This is a genomic window from Rheinheimera marina, from assembly GCF_042654345.1.
GTDB lineage: Bacteria > Pseudomonadota > Gammaproteobacteria > Enterobacterales > Alteromonadaceae > Pararheinheimera > Pararheinheimera marina.
The window spans coordinates 24,033-40,353 of record NZ_JBHSGB010000010.1; the positions used below are offsets into that span (position 1 = coordinate 24,033).

Below are 16,321 nucleotides of genomic sequence, written 5' to 3' on the forward strand. Positions count from 1 at the left end.
GAGGCAACTGCGGTTGCCTCTTGTCTTTGCTTTATCCCACTGCACTGCACGGCAGTCCGGTTTGGCTGGACAGGCAGCAGGCTGGCAGGTATAACATTCTGAAATTTTTGATAATGCTGGACTGATTGATTTCGGCCCGCCTCGTTGCGCGCTGCTTTGGTCGTTTTCCTGGTGCCTTTGATGACGCCGGGCCTCCATAAGGACGCAAATCGATGATTGAACTGCTGTTGCTGGTGCTGCTCCCGTTAATTGGGGTGCTGATCCCGCTATTATGCCGGCATTGGAGCCGAAGCTTTTGTGCTCTGGCCACTGCCACACTTCCGCTTGCTGCTCTGGCTCTGGTGTTGAATTTAGCTCCTGCGGTCTTTGCCGGTGAAACCCTGTACCTGCACTTGCCCTGGGTTGAAGCTTTAGGCCTGCTGATCAGCCTGAGGCTGGATGGCCTGTCGTTATTGTTTGTGCTGCTGATCCTGGGTATGGGACTCTTGGTGATCCTGTATGCCCGCTATTATCTGGCGGAAAAAGATTCGATGCCCAGGTTCTACGCCTTTTTACTGTTTTTTATGGCGGCGATGCTGGGGGTGGTGTTGTCCAACAACCTGATCCAGCTCTGGGTATTTTGGGAGCTCACCAGCATCAGTTCATTTTTGTTGATCAGCTACTGGTGGCACAGAGCCGACGCCCGCCTTGGGGCTCGGATGGCATTGGCCATTACCGGTTTTGGTGGTCTGGCACTGTTGGCTGGTGTGCTGCTACTTGGGCAAGTGCTGGGAAGCTATCAATTGGATGTTGTGCTTGGTAAAGCAGCTGAACTGCAGCAAAGCCCCTGGTACCCGCTGATCCTGGTGTTAATTCTGTTGGGCGCTTTTACCAAATCGGCACAATTCCCGTTTCATTTCTGGCTGCCCAATGCGATGGCGGCGCCAACGCCAGTCAGTGCTTATCTGCATTCGGCCACTATGGTGAAAGCCGGTATTTTTTTATTGGCCCGGCTATACCCGGTGCTGGCAGGGTCTGATTTATGGTTTTTGCTGGTCACGCTGGCTGGACTCACCACCTTGCTGGTTGGGGCTTATCTGGCGTTATTCCAGCATGATTTAAAAGGCTTATTGGCCTATTCCACCATTTCACATCTGGGCCTGATTACCCTGCTTCTGGGGCTGGATACTGACCTTGCGACCGTGGCCGCAATTTTCCACATAATGAACCATGCCACATTTAAGGCATCGCTCTTTATGGCCGCCGGTATTATTGACCATGAATCCGGCTCGCGCGATATGCGTAAGTTAAACGGGCTCTGGCAATTTATGCCGGTAACCGCGACCCTGGCCATGGTGGCGTCTGCGTCTATGGCTGGGGTGCCTTTGCTAAATGGGTTTTTGTCGAAAGAGATGTTTTTTGCGGAAACCCTTCACCAGGACGTGCTTGGTGCTTTGTCCTGGCTGCTCCCAGTGCTGGCAACTGTCGCCGCAATTTTGTCGGTCGCCTATTCGGCCCGCTTTATTCATGACGTATTTTTTAACGGCCAGCCAAAAGGATTGCCGAAAACGCCACATGAACCGCCTAGGTATATGCGGGTGCCGGTGGAAATCCTGGTGGCGCTTTGCATTTTGGTTGGGGTGCTGCCTCAGTATGTGGTGGGTGATTTGCTACAGGTGGCGTCTGCCGCCGCGCTGGCAGGGCCGGTGCCAGAGTACAGTTTGTCTATCTGGCATGGCTTTAACCTGCCGCTGCTGATGAGTGTGGTGGCGTTGGTGTTGGGCATTACCCTGTATGCCAACCGCAAACACTTATTCCGTTTCCAGGCTGAAATTCCCACGGTTAATGCCTTAGTGCTGTTTGAACAGTGGTTCCGGCAGTTGGTCAGCAAAGCCCAGCGGTTGCATCAGCGTATTGAAACTGGCGAATTGCAAAGCTACCTGAGCTGGGTGCTGTTACTTATGGTGATTCTGCTGTTGTTGCCGTTGCAGCAAATGGGGGAGCTGACTGGGCTGCTGCCTGGCTTGCCGACTGACCCGCTGATGTTTATCGCCGTGTTAGTGGCGGTGGTGGCTGCTGTCGCCACGGTGATCTGCCAACGTCAGCGCCTGTTGGCTTTGGTGTTGATCTCAGTGGTAGGCCTGGTCGTCACTCTGGTGTTTGTGCGGTTTTCTGCCCCCGATTTGGCACTGACTCAGCTGGCGGTTGAAGTGGTGACTATCGTTCTGCTGATGCTGGCGCTGTTTTTCTTGCCGCAAAAAATTAACCGGGCGTCCCAGGCGGGCAAACTGATGCGTGACGCGGCTATCGCCCTGTTGTCTGGAGTGGTGATCGGCAGCCTGAGTTATGTGCTGATGCTGCAGCCTCAGCAGCGTATTTCTGAGTTTTTCCTGCAACATGCCAAATCAGGTGGTGGTGGCTACAACGTGGTCAACGTTATTCTGGTCGACTTCCGTGGTTTTGATACGCTAGGGGAAATTACCGTGCTGGGCATAGCGGCGTTGGGCATCTTTAAGCTGTTAACCCGCTTGCCGTTATTTAAACCAAGTTCCGATGCAGAAGGGCGCAGTTGGGCGCTCGACAAACATCCGCTGCTGCTGGCGATGATTTCGCAGGCGCTGCTGCCGATGGCGTTGATGGTGTCGGTGTATATCTTCTTCCGTGGCCATAATTTACCAGGCGGTGGTTTTGTCGCTGGCCTGATCACCGCTATTGCCATTATTTTGCAGTACGTGGCGCAAGGGGTGGATTGGGTGAAACAGCGCCTGACGTTGGAATACCACCGCCTGATTGCGGTGGGCGTTTTGATTGCCGCCGCCACCGGCGCTCTTAGCTGGTGTTTTGACCGGCCTTTCCTGACGTCCTGGTTTGATTATTTTCATCTGCCGCTGATTGGTGAGATTGAACTTGCCAGCGCTATGGCCTTTGACTTAGGGGTTTACCTGACCGTGGTCGGTGCCACGCTGATGATCCTGGCCAACCTTGGCAAAATGACCACCAGTTACCGGCCTGTGCATGAGGAGAACCGCTGATGGAGTTGTTAATGGCGGTGCTGATTGGCACCCTGACCTGTTGTGCGGTCTTTCTGGTGCTGCGTGGCCGTACCTTTGCCGTGATGCTGGGGCTGACCATGCTGTCCTATGCGGTCAACCTGTTTATTTTCGCCAGTGGTGGCTTGAAAGTCGGAGCCGGAGCCGTGTTAAAGGCCACGGACGACTATGCCGACCCGCTGCCGCAGGCGCTGGTGTTGACGGCCATTGTGATCGGTTTTGCAATGACGGCGTTTTTGGTGGTGCTGGCCATACGGGCCCGTGCTGATTTAGGCAATGACCATGTGGACGGCAAACTGCCAGATCAGCCGCAAAACCGGGGAGGGCAGTCGTGACCAATCACTGGATAGTTTTGCCTGTTGTCTGGCCTTTGCTGGTGGCCTTGTGTTGCCTGCTGCCGCCTTTTGATACCGTGACCCGATATCGCCGGATGCTAAGCTTCGTTGGCACTCTGGGGTTGTTGCTGATTAGTCTGGTGTTATGGCAGCAAAGCGCGGGTGGCCAAAGCCAGTTGTACCAGTTGGGTAACTGGCCGGCTCCTTTTGGTATCAGTCTGCTGCTGGATAAAGTCTCAGTGCTGATGCTGATGCTGACTGCAGTCTTGGGTCTGGCTGCTTTGCTGTATGCCAACGCCGGTGACGATGAGCAGGGGCCTTTTTTCCACAGCCTGTTTCACTTTCAGTTAATGGGCATTAATGGCGCTTTTTTAACTGCCGACCTGTTTAACCTCTTTGTCTTTTTTGAAGTGTTGTTGATCGCCTCCTATTCGTTGCTGATCCACGGTGGCGGTAAAGCCAAAACCAAGGCTGCTGTGCACTACGTGGTACTGAATTTACTGGGTTCTGCATTGTTCCTGTTTGCGCTGGCGTTGATTTATGGCGCCGCTGGCAGCCTGAATATGCTCGACCTTGCGGTGCGGCTGCAGCATTTAAGCGCCAGTCAGCAGTTGCTGATGCAGGGGGCTGCCGCATTGTTACTGCTGGTGTTTGGTCTGAAAGCCGCCATGATGCCGCTGCATTTTTGGCTCGGCAGTGCGTACGCTTCGGCGTCTCCTGCTGTAGCTGCGCTTTTTGCCGTGATGACCAAGGTGGGCATTTTCAGTGTGCTGCGGGTGTTTTTGCAGGTGTTCGCTGACGCCGATTACATCAGCAGCTGGGCCTTATCCCTGTTGTGGTGGGGTGGCTTGCTGACCATTGTTGTCGGTGCTGTGGCGGTGCTTGCCAGTGAAGATTTCCGTCGTCTGGTGGCTTATCTGGTGGTGCTGTCGGTCGGGGCCATGATAGCTGGTTTGTCGTTAGGCACACCAAGCGCATTGCAGGCGGTGCTCTACTATGCCGTCCATTCCACCTTTGCCTGTGCAGCGTTATTTTTACTGGCCGATCTGATTGCCGAGCAACGTGGTAAAGCAGCGGACCGCTTGGTGACAGGACGCCGTGTTACCCAGCCGTTGTTATTAGGTTGCAGTTTTGCGGTATTGGCGCTGAGCGCGACCGGTATGCCACCTTTTTCAGGTTTTATTGGCAAGCTGATGCTGCTGCAGTCGGTCAGTCCTGGTTGGCAAATGGTGCTGTATTGGGGCGCCATACTACTCAGCAGCTTTGTGGTGCTGCTGGCGCTGAGTCGCTCTGGCGTGGTGTTATTCTGGCAGGTGTCAGGCCGCAACCAGGACAGCCGGCTCGCAGGTGCCCGGCGGGCATCGGCGGTGATCCTGCTGACAGCTGCCAGTGTGCTGCTGAGTGTGTTCGCCGGGCCTTTAACAGAATGGTGTTTACAGGGCATTGGCCAATTTTCCCAGTTAGTGCAGTTAATTCAGGGAGGGCAGCTTTGATGTGGACTCAGTTATGGCCCACTCCGGTGCGCAGTCTGATGTTGTTTGTACTCTGGTTACTGCTCAATAACAGTGTGGCCCTGGTGCATCTGGTTGTGGGGTTGCTACTGGCCTGGGGTATTCCGTTGCTGAGCCGGCGCTTTCGTCTGGTGCAACCTGCATTAAAGCGGCCTGGCCTGGCACTGCATTATGCGCTGCAATTGCTGTGGGACATTGTATTGGCCAATTTGCAGGTACTGCGGTTGGTGTTGGGGCCGAATAAAAACCTGCGACCAGGTTTTGTGGTATTCCCGCTGGAGCTGGAGAATGATTTAGCTGTGACGATTCTTGCTGGCACCGTGTCGTTGACCCCCGGCACTGTCAGTGCTGATGTGATTCAGCGAGACAGCGGTGAACGCATCTTGTTGCTGCATGTGCTGGATGCCAGTGCCGAAACTGAACTGATCGACTTAATCAAACAGCGTTATGAAAAGCCACTGAAGGAGATGTTCTGATGTTGCAGACCCTGTTGCAGTTCTGCTTTTGTCTGGTTGGCTTTGCCTTGTTGCTGAATTTATACGCTGTGGTGCGTGGCCCTTCCAATGTCGACCGCTTACTGGCGCTGGATACCATGTATATCAACAGCATTGCCTTATTGTTGCTGTATGGCATTTATCTGGGCTCGGGACTTAATTTCGAAGTGGCACTGCTGATAGCGATGCTGGGCTTTGTCAGTACAGTGGCTGTCTGCAAGTTCTTGTTACGCGGCGATATTATCGAATAGGAGAAGCAGATGACTGTGCTTGAATACCTGATAGCCATGCTGGCGCTGTTAGGCTCGCTTTTTGTGGTAGTGGGGTCTGTGGCCTTGGTGAAGTTGCCGGATTTTTATACCCGGCTGCATGGACCGACCAAAGCGACCACACTTGGGCTAGGCAGCCTGGTGCTGGCGTCTTTGCTTTATTTTAATGCGGTGGAGCAGGTGCTGAGTTTGCAACAGTTACTGATCGCGCTGTTTTTATTTATTACAGCGCCTATTACAGCGCATATGCTGATTAAAGCGGCTTTGCATCAACAGCTGAAAACAGCGAAAGCAACCTCAGGCAAAGAACAGGCGAAGCTAAAGGCCGATTAAACGGGTGCTTAGTTTTCGTCAAAACCGTTTTCAATCAGGGACACGACAGCGCTTAAGGCGGCTTCAGCCTGGGCGCCACTGGTGCAAACTTCGAGTGTTTTGCCTTTGCTGCTGGCCAGCATCAATAACGCCAACACACTGCTGGCGTCGGCATTTTTACCCTCTTGTTGCAGTTCGATCCGGGCATCAAACTGACGACACAGCTGCACCAGTTTAGTGGCTGCACGGGCGTGTAACCCCAGTTGGTTGACGATAGTGACAGTCTGCCTCAGTTTATCGTCCATGATGCCTCACCAGTTCCCGATGACGAATTTGCACATCATCGCGTTGTAAGCGATAACTCTCTGCCAGCGCCTCGGCAATATACACAGAGCGGTGCTGACCGCCGGTGCAGCCGATGGCAATGGTCAGATAACTGCGGTTATTGCGTTCCAGCTGCGGCAGCCAGGTGGCAATAAATTGATTGATTTGCCAGATATAACGGGCAACGTCGGACTGGGCGGCCAGATATTCTTTCACCGGTTGGTCCAGACCTGTCAGTATTTTCAGCTCCGATTGCCAGTGTGGGTTGGGTAAAAAGCGCGCGTCAAATACGTAATCTGCATCCTTTGGAATGCCGTATTTAAACCCAAAGGACTCGAATAAGATCACCAGACGGCCGGTTTTCAAGCCCAGAATTCGTTCTCTAAGTTGTTCAGCCAGCTGATGTACATTGAGCTCTGTGGTGTCTATGTAGAGGTCAGCCCGGCTGGAAATAGGATCCAGCAGTTGCTGCTCGCGCTGGATGGCTTCATCCAGTGACATCGCCTGATGCGACAAAGGATGCAAACGGCGGGTTTCACTGAAACGCTTAATCAGACAGGTGTGATCGGCGTCCAGGTACAAAATGGTCAGGTCAACTTTATTCGGCAGGTAACAGAGAATATCGGTCAGCTCATCCTGGTTCTGCGGCAAGTTACGCACGTCAATACTAACGGCGACCCTCTCGTATTGGCCCATGACGGAGGTGGCCAGAGTCGGTAATAAATTCACCGGAATATTATCAACACAATAATACCCCAGGTCTTCCATTACCCGCAGCGCTACTGATTTTCCTGAGCCTGATCGTCCGCTGACCACTAAAAGTTTCATTTGTCCTGAACCTGCTCCGCGCCGCAAAGAAGTAACTGATACAGTGCCTGATCATCCGGACTGTGACGGATTTTTTTGGTGAAATCTTTCTGGCTTAACATTCGGGCTATACCGGACAGGGTGGACAAGTGCGTCTGGCATTGGTTTTCCGGGATCAGAATGGCGCAGAAAATATCCACCGCCTGATTGTCGATCGCATCAAACTGGATCGGATCCTGACTCACCACAAACACCAGCAGCGGGCTGCTGACATCTTTGAGTTTGCCGTGTGGGATCGCGATACCACCGCCTATACCTGTAGAGCCGAGTTTTTCCCGGGTCATTAAGGCTTCCAGAATACTGTATTCAGGGATCTGAGGCAGATGCTGATGCGCCAGTTCGGCAATGTATTCCAAAATTCGTTTTTTACTGTTAAAAAGGACCGCACTCTTAGTGCAGTCCTCCGATAACATTGAGCTAAGGTTCATAAGTTTAGGATCAATGACGAGAAATTTTCTCTTTATGTTTAATCACTTGGCGATCCAGTTTATCGATAAGCTGGTCAATCGCCGCGTACATATTTTCGTCTTCCGACACCGCAAACACTTCACCACCATTGAGGTGTAATTTAGCCTCTGCAATCTGCTTTAATTTTTCCACGTTCAGCACGACATGTACATTGTTAATATGATCAAAATGCCTTTCAAGCTTGGAAAATTTGCTGCCAACGTACTCTCTTAATGCTTCAGTGATTTCAACATGACGACCAGTTAAGTTGATTTGCATAGACTCTTCCTTCTTATGCGAGCTTTTAAATCAAGCTCTTGCGCTGATTAGACGGTGGAATAAACATGGCTTCACGGTACTTGGCGATAGTACGCCGCGCTACGTTGATGCCCTGTTCAGACAGGATTTCTGCCATCCGGCTGTCACTTAACGGCTTGGCCGGATTTTCCGCCGCCACCAATTTCTTAATAAAGGCGCGGATAGCGGTGGATGAACATTCACCGCCGCTCTCTGTACTTACATGACTGGAGAAAAAGAACTTAAGTTCAAATATTCCTCGAGGTGTGTGCATGTACTTTTGAGTCGTGACCCGTGAAATGGTGGATTCATGCATGCTCACCATTTCAGCAACGTCATTGAGTACCATGGGTTTCATCGCTTCTTCGCCATGCTCAAAAAAAGCCTGTTGCTGCTGAACAATGCAGTTGGCGACTTTGAGTAAGGTTTCGTTGCGACTCTCCAGGCTTTTTAAAAACCACTTTGCTTCCTGCAGGTGGGAACGGATGAACTGCCCATCCGATGCATTACGCGCCTGCCGTGACATGGCCGCATACTGCTCATTGATACGAATTTTCGGCATTGCATCCGGATTTAGTTCAACCACCCAGCGTCCTTTGATTTTTGCGACTGACACATCAGGAACTATGTAGCTTTGCTCTTGCCTGATCACATCTGCCCCAGGTCGTGGGTTCAGGCTGTGGATCAGCCGCATCACTTCTTTTAATTCCTCTTCTTTGAGTTTAGTCACGCGCATCAAAGAACGGAAATCACGGTTGGCTAAAAAGTCGGTGTAATCCCGAATAATTTGTTGGGTTTCTTTCAGATAAGGCGTATTCGGATCAAATTGGCGCAGTTGCACCAGCAAACACTCCTGAATACTGCGGGCTCCCACTCCGACCGGGTCAAACAGCTGGATACGCTTGATTACGGCTTCAACTTCGTCAGCTTCGACATCGGGTTGGCCCAATGCTTCGAGGATCTCGTCGACATCAATGGTTAGCAAGCCGTTGTCGTCGATGGCTTCGATAATGATTTCGGCGATGGTGCGATCAGTTTCTGAAAACGGCGTCAACTGCATTTGCCAACGCAGATAATCCTGCAGGGTCTCTGAGGTTTCGCCCTGATACACCGTGTCTTCGTCGCCATTGAAGTTGTTATTGGCGACAGGCGCTGCACTGACTAAATCATCCCAGTGGCTGTCCAGCGGTAGGTCTTCAGCGATGTTCTGTTCGGTCATGGCCTCACTGCTGTCTGGCACTTCAGGCTCAAAACTGTCATCAGTCTGAGATGATTCTGCGCCCTGATTAAATTCATCGCCGTTATTATCTTTGGCTGGGGGCTGGTACTGTTCAAATTCGTCATCGGACTCTAGCAGGGGGTTCGCATCCAGCGCTTCCTGAATTTCCTGCTGCAATTCGATACTGGACAGCTGCAGCAGTTTTATCGCCTGCTGCAGCTGTGGCGTCATCGTAAGTTGCTGGCCAATGCGAAGTTGCAAAGAAGGTTTCATGTACTTCCGATCTGCTCCGGGCAATCCATTAACGGATATCTGTTACTTACAGCCTGAATTGTTCACCTAAATACACATCCCGTACCTGCTGGTTTGCCAGCACTTCCTGCGGAGTTCCGGCGGCAATCAGTTCGCCGTGGCTGACGATATAGGCCAGCTCACACACATCCAGGGTTTCGCGTACGTTATGGTCGGTGATCAGGACTCCTATGCCACGTTGGCATAAATGTTGGATGATTTTTTTTATATCTAACACTGAAATGGGATCAACGCCAGCAAAAGGTTCATCCAACAGGATAAAAGCCGGGTCTGCCGCCAACGCCCGCGCAATTTCTACCCTCCGGCGTTCACCACCAGACAAGCTCATGCCGAGGCTATTCCGGATATGGCCGATATGGAACTCATCCAGCAAGGCGTCGGCTTTTTCTTCCCGTTGCTCTTCGGTCAGGTCTTTGCGGTGCTGCAAAATGGCCAGCAAGTTGTCGTAGACCGTCAGTTTGCGGAAAATCGAGCTCTCCTGAGGCAGATAGCCAATGCCCAGACGCGCGCGGGCATGGATAGGGTCAAAGGTGATGTCTTTGCCATCCAGAGTGATGCTGCCTTTGTCAGAAGGGACCAGGCCAACAATCATATAAAAAGTAGTGGTTTTTCCGGCGCCGTTTGGCCCGAGCAAACCGACAATCTGACCGGCTTTCACTTCGAGGCTGACGTCTTTCACTACCTGGCGGCCTTTGTAGCTTTTAGCCAGGTGAGCGGCAATTAACTTCATTGATCCTGTTTTCCTTCCGGCGTAAATACGGTCGTCACACGTTCTGATTTTTTGCCATCGGCTTCAGCGGCCAATTCCTGTTTGACCAGGTTGTAACGAATGACCGAGCCCTGAACCATGCTTCCGGCCTGACTCAGCTCGGCTTCACCGATCAGGATCAGCAGGGCAGCGCCCACGTCGTATTTGATTTCTTTGGCTTTGGCGATAATTTTTTTGCCTTGCTCAAACTCTTGTGAGTAGTGTGCCGGGTTACCGCTGGCAATAAAGACTTCTTTGCCTTTACCCTCGGTGGCAATCACCTCCAGTTTGTCGGCTTCAATCAGTAAGCTGCCTTGCTGCACCTTGACGTTGTCTACAAAGGTCATCACTTTGTCTTTCAGCGAACCGAACTGACGGTCAGAACCGACCTGGATTTCCTTTTTGTAGTCGTCCTGAGCGGCCTGCGATGCCAGTGCTGCCGTGCACAGCAGCAAGGCCAGAACCTTAGTTATCTTCATTGTAATACACCGTTTTTGTGTGCTGTTTCAGTTCAATCAACTGCTGGTTTAAATCAGCCTGCATGCCTTTGCCGGAAATCTGAAAGCCATGTCCGAAGATGCGGACTTGTTCGGTGGATTGCAGCTGGTTGTCAGCAAGCAAAAGCTCCACCGCAGGCGTTTCGATGCGGGTAAACAGGGAATCCGGCGACATGCTGCGCAGTTCGACCCGGCGTTCCAGGATCAGTTTATCATCAGGATAAAGCACGGCCTGTTCACTTGTCACTTGCCACATGGCGGCTTTTTGCTGGTACAGGGTGTAAATGGGGTATTCAAACTGAATAAAGCCAAAGCGCTCAAAATGCTCCATTCGCTGCGCCCGGATTAAATCCGACAAATGACCTTCCTGGTCATACACAAAACGGGTCATGTTGGTCGCAATGAAATCCGGTTGGTTTTCCTGAGCCTGTTGCACTTGCGGTTCCTGTTGTTGCATCAGCAGACTGAACATCACTGCAGCGCCAACCGCGACCAGTAGCCACCATAAAAATTGTTTAATCATGAACTGCTTCCGGAAAATTCGGCGAACTTACCCCGGCTGCACAGCAGCAAATCAGCAAGTTCCCGCACCGCACCAAAGCCGCCGGCTTTCACTGTACGGTAATGGGCATTTAACGCCAGATAAGGGTGAGCATCCTGTACGGCAACGGCAAGGCCGCAATGCTGCATAACTTGCCAGTCTGCCAGGTCGTCGCCAATAAAGGCAATTTGTGTTGTTTCGAGTTTGAGCTGTTGCTTAAGTTCGGCAAAGGCAGCCATTTTATCTTCCTGGCCCTGGTAGATATAAGGCACGGTCAGCGATTTCATCCGTTGCTCGACAATAGCGGAACGCCGGCCGGTAATGATTGCTACCTCAATACCCGACTGACGCAATGCTTTGACGCCGTAACCGTCACGGGTATGGAAGGCTTTCAGCTCTTCGCCGTCATTGCCTAAGTAAATGCGGCCGTCGGAGAACACGCCATCCACATCACAAATCAGCAACCGGATTGAGGCAGCTTTCTGCCATAACGCGTCAGTCACGGGCTGGTACATCTGTTGAAATAACGGACGCTGCATTACAGAACTCCGGCTTTTAATAAATCATGCATATTCAGCGCTCCTACCGGATGGCGGTTTTCATCGACCACGATCAGGCCATTAATTTTACGCTGTTCCATAATTTTTAAGCCTTCGGCTGCTAACATCTGTGCATTGGCTGTGATGCAATTTTTCGTCATCAGTTGCTCTATTTTGGCCTGATGAATATCGATGTTCAGGTCGAGTACCCGCCGTAAATCACCATCAGTGAACAAACCTGCCAGGCGGCCCTGGTCATCGGCAATGCAGGTCATGCCCAATCCTTTACGGGAAATTTCCAACAGGGCCTCTTTCAGGCTAACGCTCTGATGCACACAGGGCAAGGCCTCGCCTTTGTGCATAATGTCGTCCAGCCGCAACAGCAGACGTTTACCCAAGCTACCGCCCGGGTGCGACAACGCAAAGTCATCGGCAGAAAAACCGCGGGCGTCCAACAAGGCGACTGCCAAGGCATCACCCATGGCCAGGGTGGCCGTAGTGCTCGCCGTAGGAGCCAGCCCCAGTGGGCAGGCTTCTTTTTCCACTTTGACACAGAGATGCACATCGGCCAGTGTTGCTAAGGTGGATTCAGGCCGACCCGTCATCGCTATCATTTTAATGCCACGACGTTTTAACACTGGGATCAGACTGATCACTTCGCTGGTTTCGCCTGAGTTAGAAATGGCCAACACTATGTCACCGTCTATGATCATACCAAGGTCGCCATGACTGGCTTCGGCCGGATGAACAAAAAATGCAGGGGTGCCGGTGGAGGCTAGGGTGGCGGCTATTTTATTGGCGATATGGCCGGACTTTCCCATGCCTAACACAACAACACGGCCAGCCCCTTGAAATATTAAAGTGCAGGCCTCATTAAAGCGGGAATCAATGTACTGGGATAACTGAGCCACAGCTTCCGCTTCAATACTCAGTACCTGCAGCGCGTGCTGACGAAAATCAATATTCATAATTCAGACCTAGTAAGCAGTGCACCCAGCTGACCTTCTGTAAATCAGGCACATAGCGCTGATGTTAAGCCGGCATTCAGTTAAGTCTGGTCAGACTGCGAGCCCTTAAGTGACGGTATTTTCGGATGAATCTGGCTCAAATGCAAAAGATTCAAGGGCGTGGCAGCGGAATATTCGGTTTTAGCAAAGTGTTGTTACGAATTTTTGTAAACCTTTGACAGCTAAAACCCTTTACAATACCGGTCAGGGTTTTCGCCGCTTTGCTTGATGCGTTACGGCAGCAGCTGTATAGTGCGCGCCGCTTTTGGCTAAGGCTGCATCAGACTTTAAAGAGGAACTTTGTGTCAGATATTCTGGTAGATATTCAGCACCTTACCTTTAAACGTGGTGACAGAGTCATTTATAACGACCTGAATATGCAATTTCAGCGCGGCAAAGTGACGGCCATTATGGGGCCTAGCGGTATAGGTAAAACTACTTTATTGCGACTGATTGGCGGCCAGCTGAAGCCTGAACAAGGCCAGATTCTGATCAATGGCCTGGATATTCCTCAGTTAAATCGTAAAGACTTGTACAAAGCCCGGCAGAAAATGGGCATGTTGTTTCAAAGCGGTGCTTTGTTCAGCGATATGTCGGTTTACGACAACGTGGCCTTTCCAATTCGTGAGCACACTAAATTACCTGAGCAATTGATCCGCTTAATGGTATTGATGAAGCTCGAAGCGGTCGGTTTAAGAGGGGCGCGCGATTTAATGCCGGCTGAACTGTCTGGCGGTATGGCCCGACGCGCGGCGCTGGCTCGTGCCATTGCACTTGATCCTCAGCTGATTATGTACGACGAACCTTTTGCCGGGCAGGATCCGATTTCGATGGGTGTGATAGTCCGGTTAATCCGTTCACTTAACAATGCACTGGGCCTGACTTCTGTCGTGGTGTCGCACGACGTTACAGAGGTAATGAGCATCGCTGACTATGTCTATGTGGTCGCTGAGCAAAGTATTATTGGTGAAGGCACGCCAGAACAATTGCGGCAGCATCCGTCTCCTTTGGTGCAGCAATTCCTGCAAGGCGAAGCGGATGGTCCTGTGCCGTTCCATTTCAAAGCCGACAGTTACAGCACAGAGTTAATGGAGTCAGGCTTGTGATTCTGGATCAATTACAAAAACTGGGGCAAAGCACTATTGCCAAAGTGCAAGGGCTGGGCAAAGCCGCACTGATGGTGTTCGGCGCCATACTGGCGATGCCGACGCCTCGTAAGAGTTTTCCGTTACTGCTGAAGCAACTTTATGTTGTTGGCGTGTTGTCACTGCTGATTATTCTGGTCTCTGGCCTGTTTATCGGCATGGTGCTGGCATTACAAGGCTACACAGTGCTGTCCAAATTTGGCGCTGAACAAATGCTGGGGCCTTTGGTGGCGCTGAGTTTACTGCGTGAATTAGGCCCAGTGGTGACTGCCTTGCTGTTTGCCGGAAGGGCTGGTAGTGCGCTGACCGCCGAAATCGGCTTGATGAAGGCCACTGAGCAGTTATCGGGGATGGAAATGATGGCGGTGGACCCATTACGCCGGGTGATTGCGCCCCGGTTCTGGGCTGGCGTGATCAGTATGCCACTGCTGGCGATGATTTTCTCTGCGGTCGGTATTCTGGGTGGCCATCTGGTGGGTGTGGACTGGTTGGGTGTGGATGCAGGCGGCTACTGGTCCGCCATGCAGGCCAATGTTGATTTTCAGCAGGATATCGTCAACGGTTTAATTAAGAGCCTGGTGTTTGCATTTATTGTGACCTGGATAGCGCTGCACAAAGGTTTTGATGCAGTGCCAACGTCCGAAGGCATCAGTACGGCGACCACGCAGACCGTGGTGACCTCGTCACTGGCCGTCCTTGGATTTGATTTTGTATTAACAGCTTTAATGTTTGGTGGATAGAACATGACCTCGCGCAAAGTAGAAGTGTTAGTGGGTTTATTTGTGGCCCTGGCCATTGCAGCTTTTCTGTTGTTGTCGCTGCGCGTAGCCAACTCGGGTACTGCGGGTTCCGGCGAAACCTATTCGCTGTATGCCAAGTTTGAAAACATTGGTGGCTTGAAAGTGCGATCGCCAATCAAAGTGGGTGGTGTGGTGGTTGGCCGCGTGAAAGCGATTCGGCTGGACCCAACCGAATACGCCCCCGTGGTGGAAATGGAAATCAACAGCCAATACAACAATTTTCCGGAAACCAGCTCAGTCGCCATTCTGACTTCAGGCCTGCTGGGTGAACAGTACCTGGGTCTACAGCCTGGTTTTATTGATGAAACTGTGTCTATTCTGAAAGACGGCGATGCGGTGGAAGACACCAAGTCAGCTCTGGTACTGGAAGAGTTGATCGGTCAGTTTTTATTTAACAGAGGGAGCAATTAATGAGCAAAACCCTATTGAAACTGGTATGGCTGCCAGTGGTATTAATGCTGAATTTGGGGTCGGTGGCGCAGGCTGCTGACGTGCAGCAGTACAACGACCCGTCCAAAATGATGGAAGCCGTTGCCGACAAAACCTTCCGCCGTATTGCTGCGGACCAGGCCATTATTCAGAAGGACCTTGAGCATTTACGCGTGGTGGTGAATGAGGAGCTGGTGCCTTATATTGACACCAGATACGCCGCTTTCCGCGTTATTGGTAACTACATCAAACAAACCAGCGAACAGGACCGTGAAGACTTCGTTAAAGCCTTCACCGACTATATGGTCGGCACTTATGCGGGTGCTTTTACCCAGTACAAAAATCAGAAAGTGATTATCGAGCCAGCCAAAGTGGGGGACGGCCAGAAGATTATTTCGATCAAAACCCGCGTCGTTGACCCAGGAAAACCAGACATCAACATTGAGTTCAAACTGCGTCGTGTTAAGGACAGCGAGAACTGGTTGGTGTTCGATATGGTGGCTGAGGGAATTTCTTTACTGGACAGCAAACGCGCTGAATTAGGCTCAATGATCCGCCAGCAAGGCTTACCAAAAGTCACTGCTTTATTGCTGGAAAAAGCCAAAGCTCCTGTCGCTCCACTGATCAAGGACAGCAATGCTAAAGGTTGAACAACGTGAGCAGTTAGTGCTGCTGAGCGGTGTAATGGACAGGGACACAGTCCCTGCCCATTTTCCTTTTAAGTTACTGCAGAAACTGACTGGTGAAGTCTCCTTCGATCTGGCTGGCCTCAGGCTGGTTGATACTGCAGGTCTTGCCTGGTTACTGCATCAGGTGGCTGAAGGCAAAAAATTGGGGTTAACCATTCGTATGCTGAATGCGCCAGCGCAGTTAAAGACTTTGGCGGCTTTGTCAGACGTGGTATCTTTACTGCCTTTAGTCGACGGAGATGCAGGGCATGCAAACCCAACAAATTGAGCAGTTGTTACAAGAGCAGCTGCAACTGGCCGAAGTGTACGTCAGTGCCGAAGGCAACCATTACGCGGTGACCGCAGTGGGTGAGTGTTTTGATGGCGTCAGCCGGGTCAAACAACAGCAAATGATCTACGCTCCTCTGATGGGAGCCATTGCAGACGGCAGCATCCATGCCGTATCGATCAAAACTTTTACGCCCAGCCAGTGGCGTCGTGAAAAATTACTTAACCCTCCGGTGTAACCCT

General features: G+C 51.6%; 22 protein-coding genes. 12 read left to right on the forward strand and 10 right to left on the reverse strand.

Annotated elements, in window-relative coordinates; genetic code table 11:
- Nucleotides 1-212 precede the first annotated feature (212 nt).
- From ACFO3I_RS09745 to ACFO3I_RS09770, 6 genes are read left to right on the forward strand one after another with little or no spacing between them, the layout of a single operon-like run.
- The gene (locus ACFO3I_RS09745) at nucleotides 213-3,011 is read left to right on the forward strand and encodes a monovalent cation/H+ antiporter subunit A (RefSeq protein ID WP_377333763.1); all 2,799 of its coding nucleotides are present in this window, start codon (nucleotides 213-215) and stop codon (nucleotides 3,009-3,011) included.
- Entirely contained in the window at nucleotides 3,011-3,364 is a 354-nt protein-coding gene (locus ACFO3I_RS09750; RefSeq protein ID WP_377333765.1) for a Na+/H+ antiporter subunit C, read from the forward strand. The genes ACFO3I_RS09745 and ACFO3I_RS09750 overlap by 1 nt, the downstream gene beginning before the upstream one ends.
- Nucleotides 3,361-4,857 (forward strand): monovalent cation/H+ antiporter subunit D, encoded by a 1,497-nt coding sequence (locus ACFO3I_RS09755; protein WP_377333767.1) that lies wholly within the window; start codon nucleotides 3,361-3,363, stop codon nucleotides 4,855-4,857. The genes ACFO3I_RS09750 and ACFO3I_RS09755 overlap by 4 nt, the downstream gene beginning before the upstream one ends.
- On the forward strand, nucleotides 4,857-5,351 hold the full coding sequence (locus tag ACFO3I_RS09760) for a Na+/H+ antiporter subunit E (protein WP_377333769.1): 495 nt from the start codon (nucleotides 4,857-4,859) through the stop codon (nucleotides 5,349-5,351). Before ACFO3I_RS09755 ends, ACFO3I_RS09760 begins: the two co-directional genes overlap by 1 nt.
- A complete protein-coding gene (locus tag ACFO3I_RS09765) occupies nucleotides 5,351-5,620 on the forward strand; it encodes a K+/H+ antiporter subunit F (RefSeq protein WP_377333770.1) in 270 nt (89 codons plus the stop codon). The genes ACFO3I_RS09760 and ACFO3I_RS09765 overlap by 1 nt, the downstream gene beginning before the upstream one ends.
- Before the next feature lie 9 nt (nucleotides 5,621-5,629).
- Nucleotides 5,630-5,971: a Na+/H+ antiporter subunit G gene (locus ACFO3I_RS09770; protein WP_377333772.1), complete on the forward strand. Its 342-nt coding sequence runs from the start codon at nucleotides 5,630-5,632 to the stop codon at nucleotides 5,969-5,971.
- Between the two features lie 8 nt (nucleotides 5,972-5,979).
- Here ACFO3I_RS09770 and ACFO3I_RS09775 read toward each other — a convergent pair whose 3' ends face one another.
- From ACFO3I_RS09775 to ACFO3I_RS09820, 10 genes are read right to left on the reverse strand one after another with little or no spacing between them, the layout of a single operon-like run.
- Nucleotides 5,980-6,255 (reverse strand): HPr family phosphocarrier protein, encoded by a 276-nt coding sequence (locus ACFO3I_RS09775; protein ID WP_377333774.1) that lies wholly within the window; start codon nucleotides 6,253-6,255, stop codon nucleotides 5,980-5,982.
- Entirely contained in the window at nucleotides 6,245-7,102 is an 858-nt protein-coding gene (rapZ, locus tag ACFO3I_RS09780; protein WP_377333775.1) for an RNase adapter RapZ, read from the reverse strand. The genes ACFO3I_RS09775 and rapZ overlap by 11 nt, the downstream gene beginning before the upstream one ends.
- Nucleotides 7,099-7,569, reverse strand: a complete 471-nt coding sequence (gene ptsN, locus ACFO3I_RS09785; RefSeq protein ID WP_377333777.1) for a PTS IIA-like nitrogen regulatory protein PtsN — start codon at nucleotides 7,567-7,569, stop codon at nucleotides 7,099-7,101. Before ptsN ends, rapZ begins: the two co-directional genes overlap by 4 nt.
- A 10-nt stretch (nucleotides 7,570-7,579) precedes the next feature.
- Entirely contained in the window at nucleotides 7,580-7,867 is a 288-nt protein-coding gene (hpf, locus tag ACFO3I_RS09790) for a ribosome hibernation promoting factor (protein ID WP_337842822.1), read from the reverse strand.
- A gap of 25 nt (nucleotides 7,868-7,892) precedes the next feature.
- The gene (locus ACFO3I_RS09795) at nucleotides 7,893-9,377 is read right to left on the reverse strand and encodes an RNA polymerase factor sigma-54 (RefSeq protein WP_377333780.1); all 1,485 of its coding nucleotides are present in this window, start codon (nucleotides 9,375-9,377) and stop codon (nucleotides 7,893-7,895) included.
- 46 nt (nucleotides 9,378-9,423) lie between these two features.
- Complete coding sequence (lptB, locus tag ACFO3I_RS09800; RefSeq protein ID WP_377333782.1) at nucleotides 9,424-10,146, reverse strand: LPS export ABC transporter ATP-binding protein; 723 nt, start codon at nucleotides 10,144-10,146, stop codon at nucleotides 9,424-9,426.
- Nucleotides 10,143-10,643, reverse strand: a complete 501-nt coding sequence (gene lptA / locus ACFO3I_RS09805; protein ID WP_377333783.1) for a lipopolysaccharide transport periplasmic protein LptA — start codon at nucleotides 10,641-10,643, stop codon at nucleotides 10,143-10,145. Before lptA ends, lptB begins: the two co-directional genes overlap by 4 nt.
- Complete coding sequence (gene lptC, locus ACFO3I_RS09810) at nucleotides 10,630-11,184, reverse strand: LPS export ABC transporter periplasmic protein LptC (protein WP_377333785.1); 555 nt, start codon at nucleotides 11,182-11,184, stop codon at nucleotides 10,630-10,632. The genes lptA and lptC overlap by 14 nt, the downstream gene beginning before the upstream one ends.
- Nucleotides 11,181-11,741 (reverse strand): 3-deoxy-manno-octulosonate-8-phosphatase KdsC, encoded by a 561-nt coding sequence (gene kdsC / locus ACFO3I_RS09815; RefSeq protein WP_377333787.1) that lies wholly within the window; start codon nucleotides 11,739-11,741, stop codon nucleotides 11,181-11,183. Before kdsC ends, lptC begins: the two co-directional genes overlap by 4 nt.
- A complete protein-coding gene (locus tag ACFO3I_RS09820; RefSeq protein ID WP_377333789.1) occupies nucleotides 11,741-12,709 on the reverse strand; it encodes a KpsF/GutQ family sugar-phosphate isomerase in 969 nt (322 codons plus the stop codon). Before ACFO3I_RS09820 ends, kdsC begins: the two co-directional genes overlap by 1 nt.
- Nucleotides 12,710-13,050: 341 nt before the next feature.
- Here ACFO3I_RS09820 and ACFO3I_RS09825 point away from each other — a divergent pair, with 341 nt between their 5' ends.
- The 6 genes from ACFO3I_RS09825 to ACFO3I_RS09850 are packed head-to-tail and all read left to right on the forward strand — an operon-like array spanning nucleotide 13,051 to nucleotide 16,317.
- A complete protein-coding gene (locus ACFO3I_RS09825; RefSeq protein ID WP_377333791.1) occupies nucleotides 13,051-13,854 on the forward strand; it encodes an ATP-binding cassette domain-containing protein in 804 nt (267 codons plus the stop codon).
- On the forward strand, nucleotides 13,851-14,633 hold the full coding sequence (mlaE, locus tag ACFO3I_RS09830; RefSeq protein ID WP_377333792.1) for a lipid asymmetry maintenance ABC transporter permease subunit MlaE: 783 nt from the start codon (nucleotides 13,851-13,853) through the stop codon (nucleotides 14,631-14,633). Before ACFO3I_RS09825 ends, mlaE begins: the two co-directional genes overlap by 4 nt.
- A 3-nt stretch (nucleotides 14,634-14,636) precedes the next feature.
- Nucleotides 14,637-15,104: an outer membrane lipid asymmetry maintenance protein MlaD gene (gene mlaD / locus ACFO3I_RS09835; RefSeq protein ID WP_377333794.1), complete on the forward strand. Its 468-nt coding sequence runs from the start codon at nucleotides 14,637-14,639 to the stop codon at nucleotides 15,102-15,104.
- Entirely contained in the window at nucleotides 15,104-15,772 is a 669-nt protein-coding gene (locus ACFO3I_RS09840) for an MlaC/ttg2D family ABC transporter substrate-binding protein (protein ID WP_377333796.1), read from the forward strand. Before mlaD ends, ACFO3I_RS09840 begins: the two co-directional genes overlap by 1 nt.
- On the forward strand, nucleotides 15,759-16,079 hold the full coding sequence (locus ACFO3I_RS09845; RefSeq protein WP_377333798.1) for an STAS domain-containing protein: 321 nt from the start codon (nucleotides 15,759-15,761) through the stop codon (nucleotides 16,077-16,079). The genes ACFO3I_RS09840 and ACFO3I_RS09845 overlap by 14 nt, the downstream gene beginning before the upstream one ends.
- The gene (locus ACFO3I_RS09850) at nucleotides 16,060-16,317 is read left to right on the forward strand and encodes a BolA family protein (protein ID WP_377333800.1); all 258 of its coding nucleotides are present in this window, start codon (nucleotides 16,060-16,062) and stop codon (nucleotides 16,315-16,317) included. The genes ACFO3I_RS09845 and ACFO3I_RS09850 overlap by 20 nt, the downstream gene beginning before the upstream one ends.
- Nucleotides 16,318-16,321: the final 4 nt, after the last annotated feature.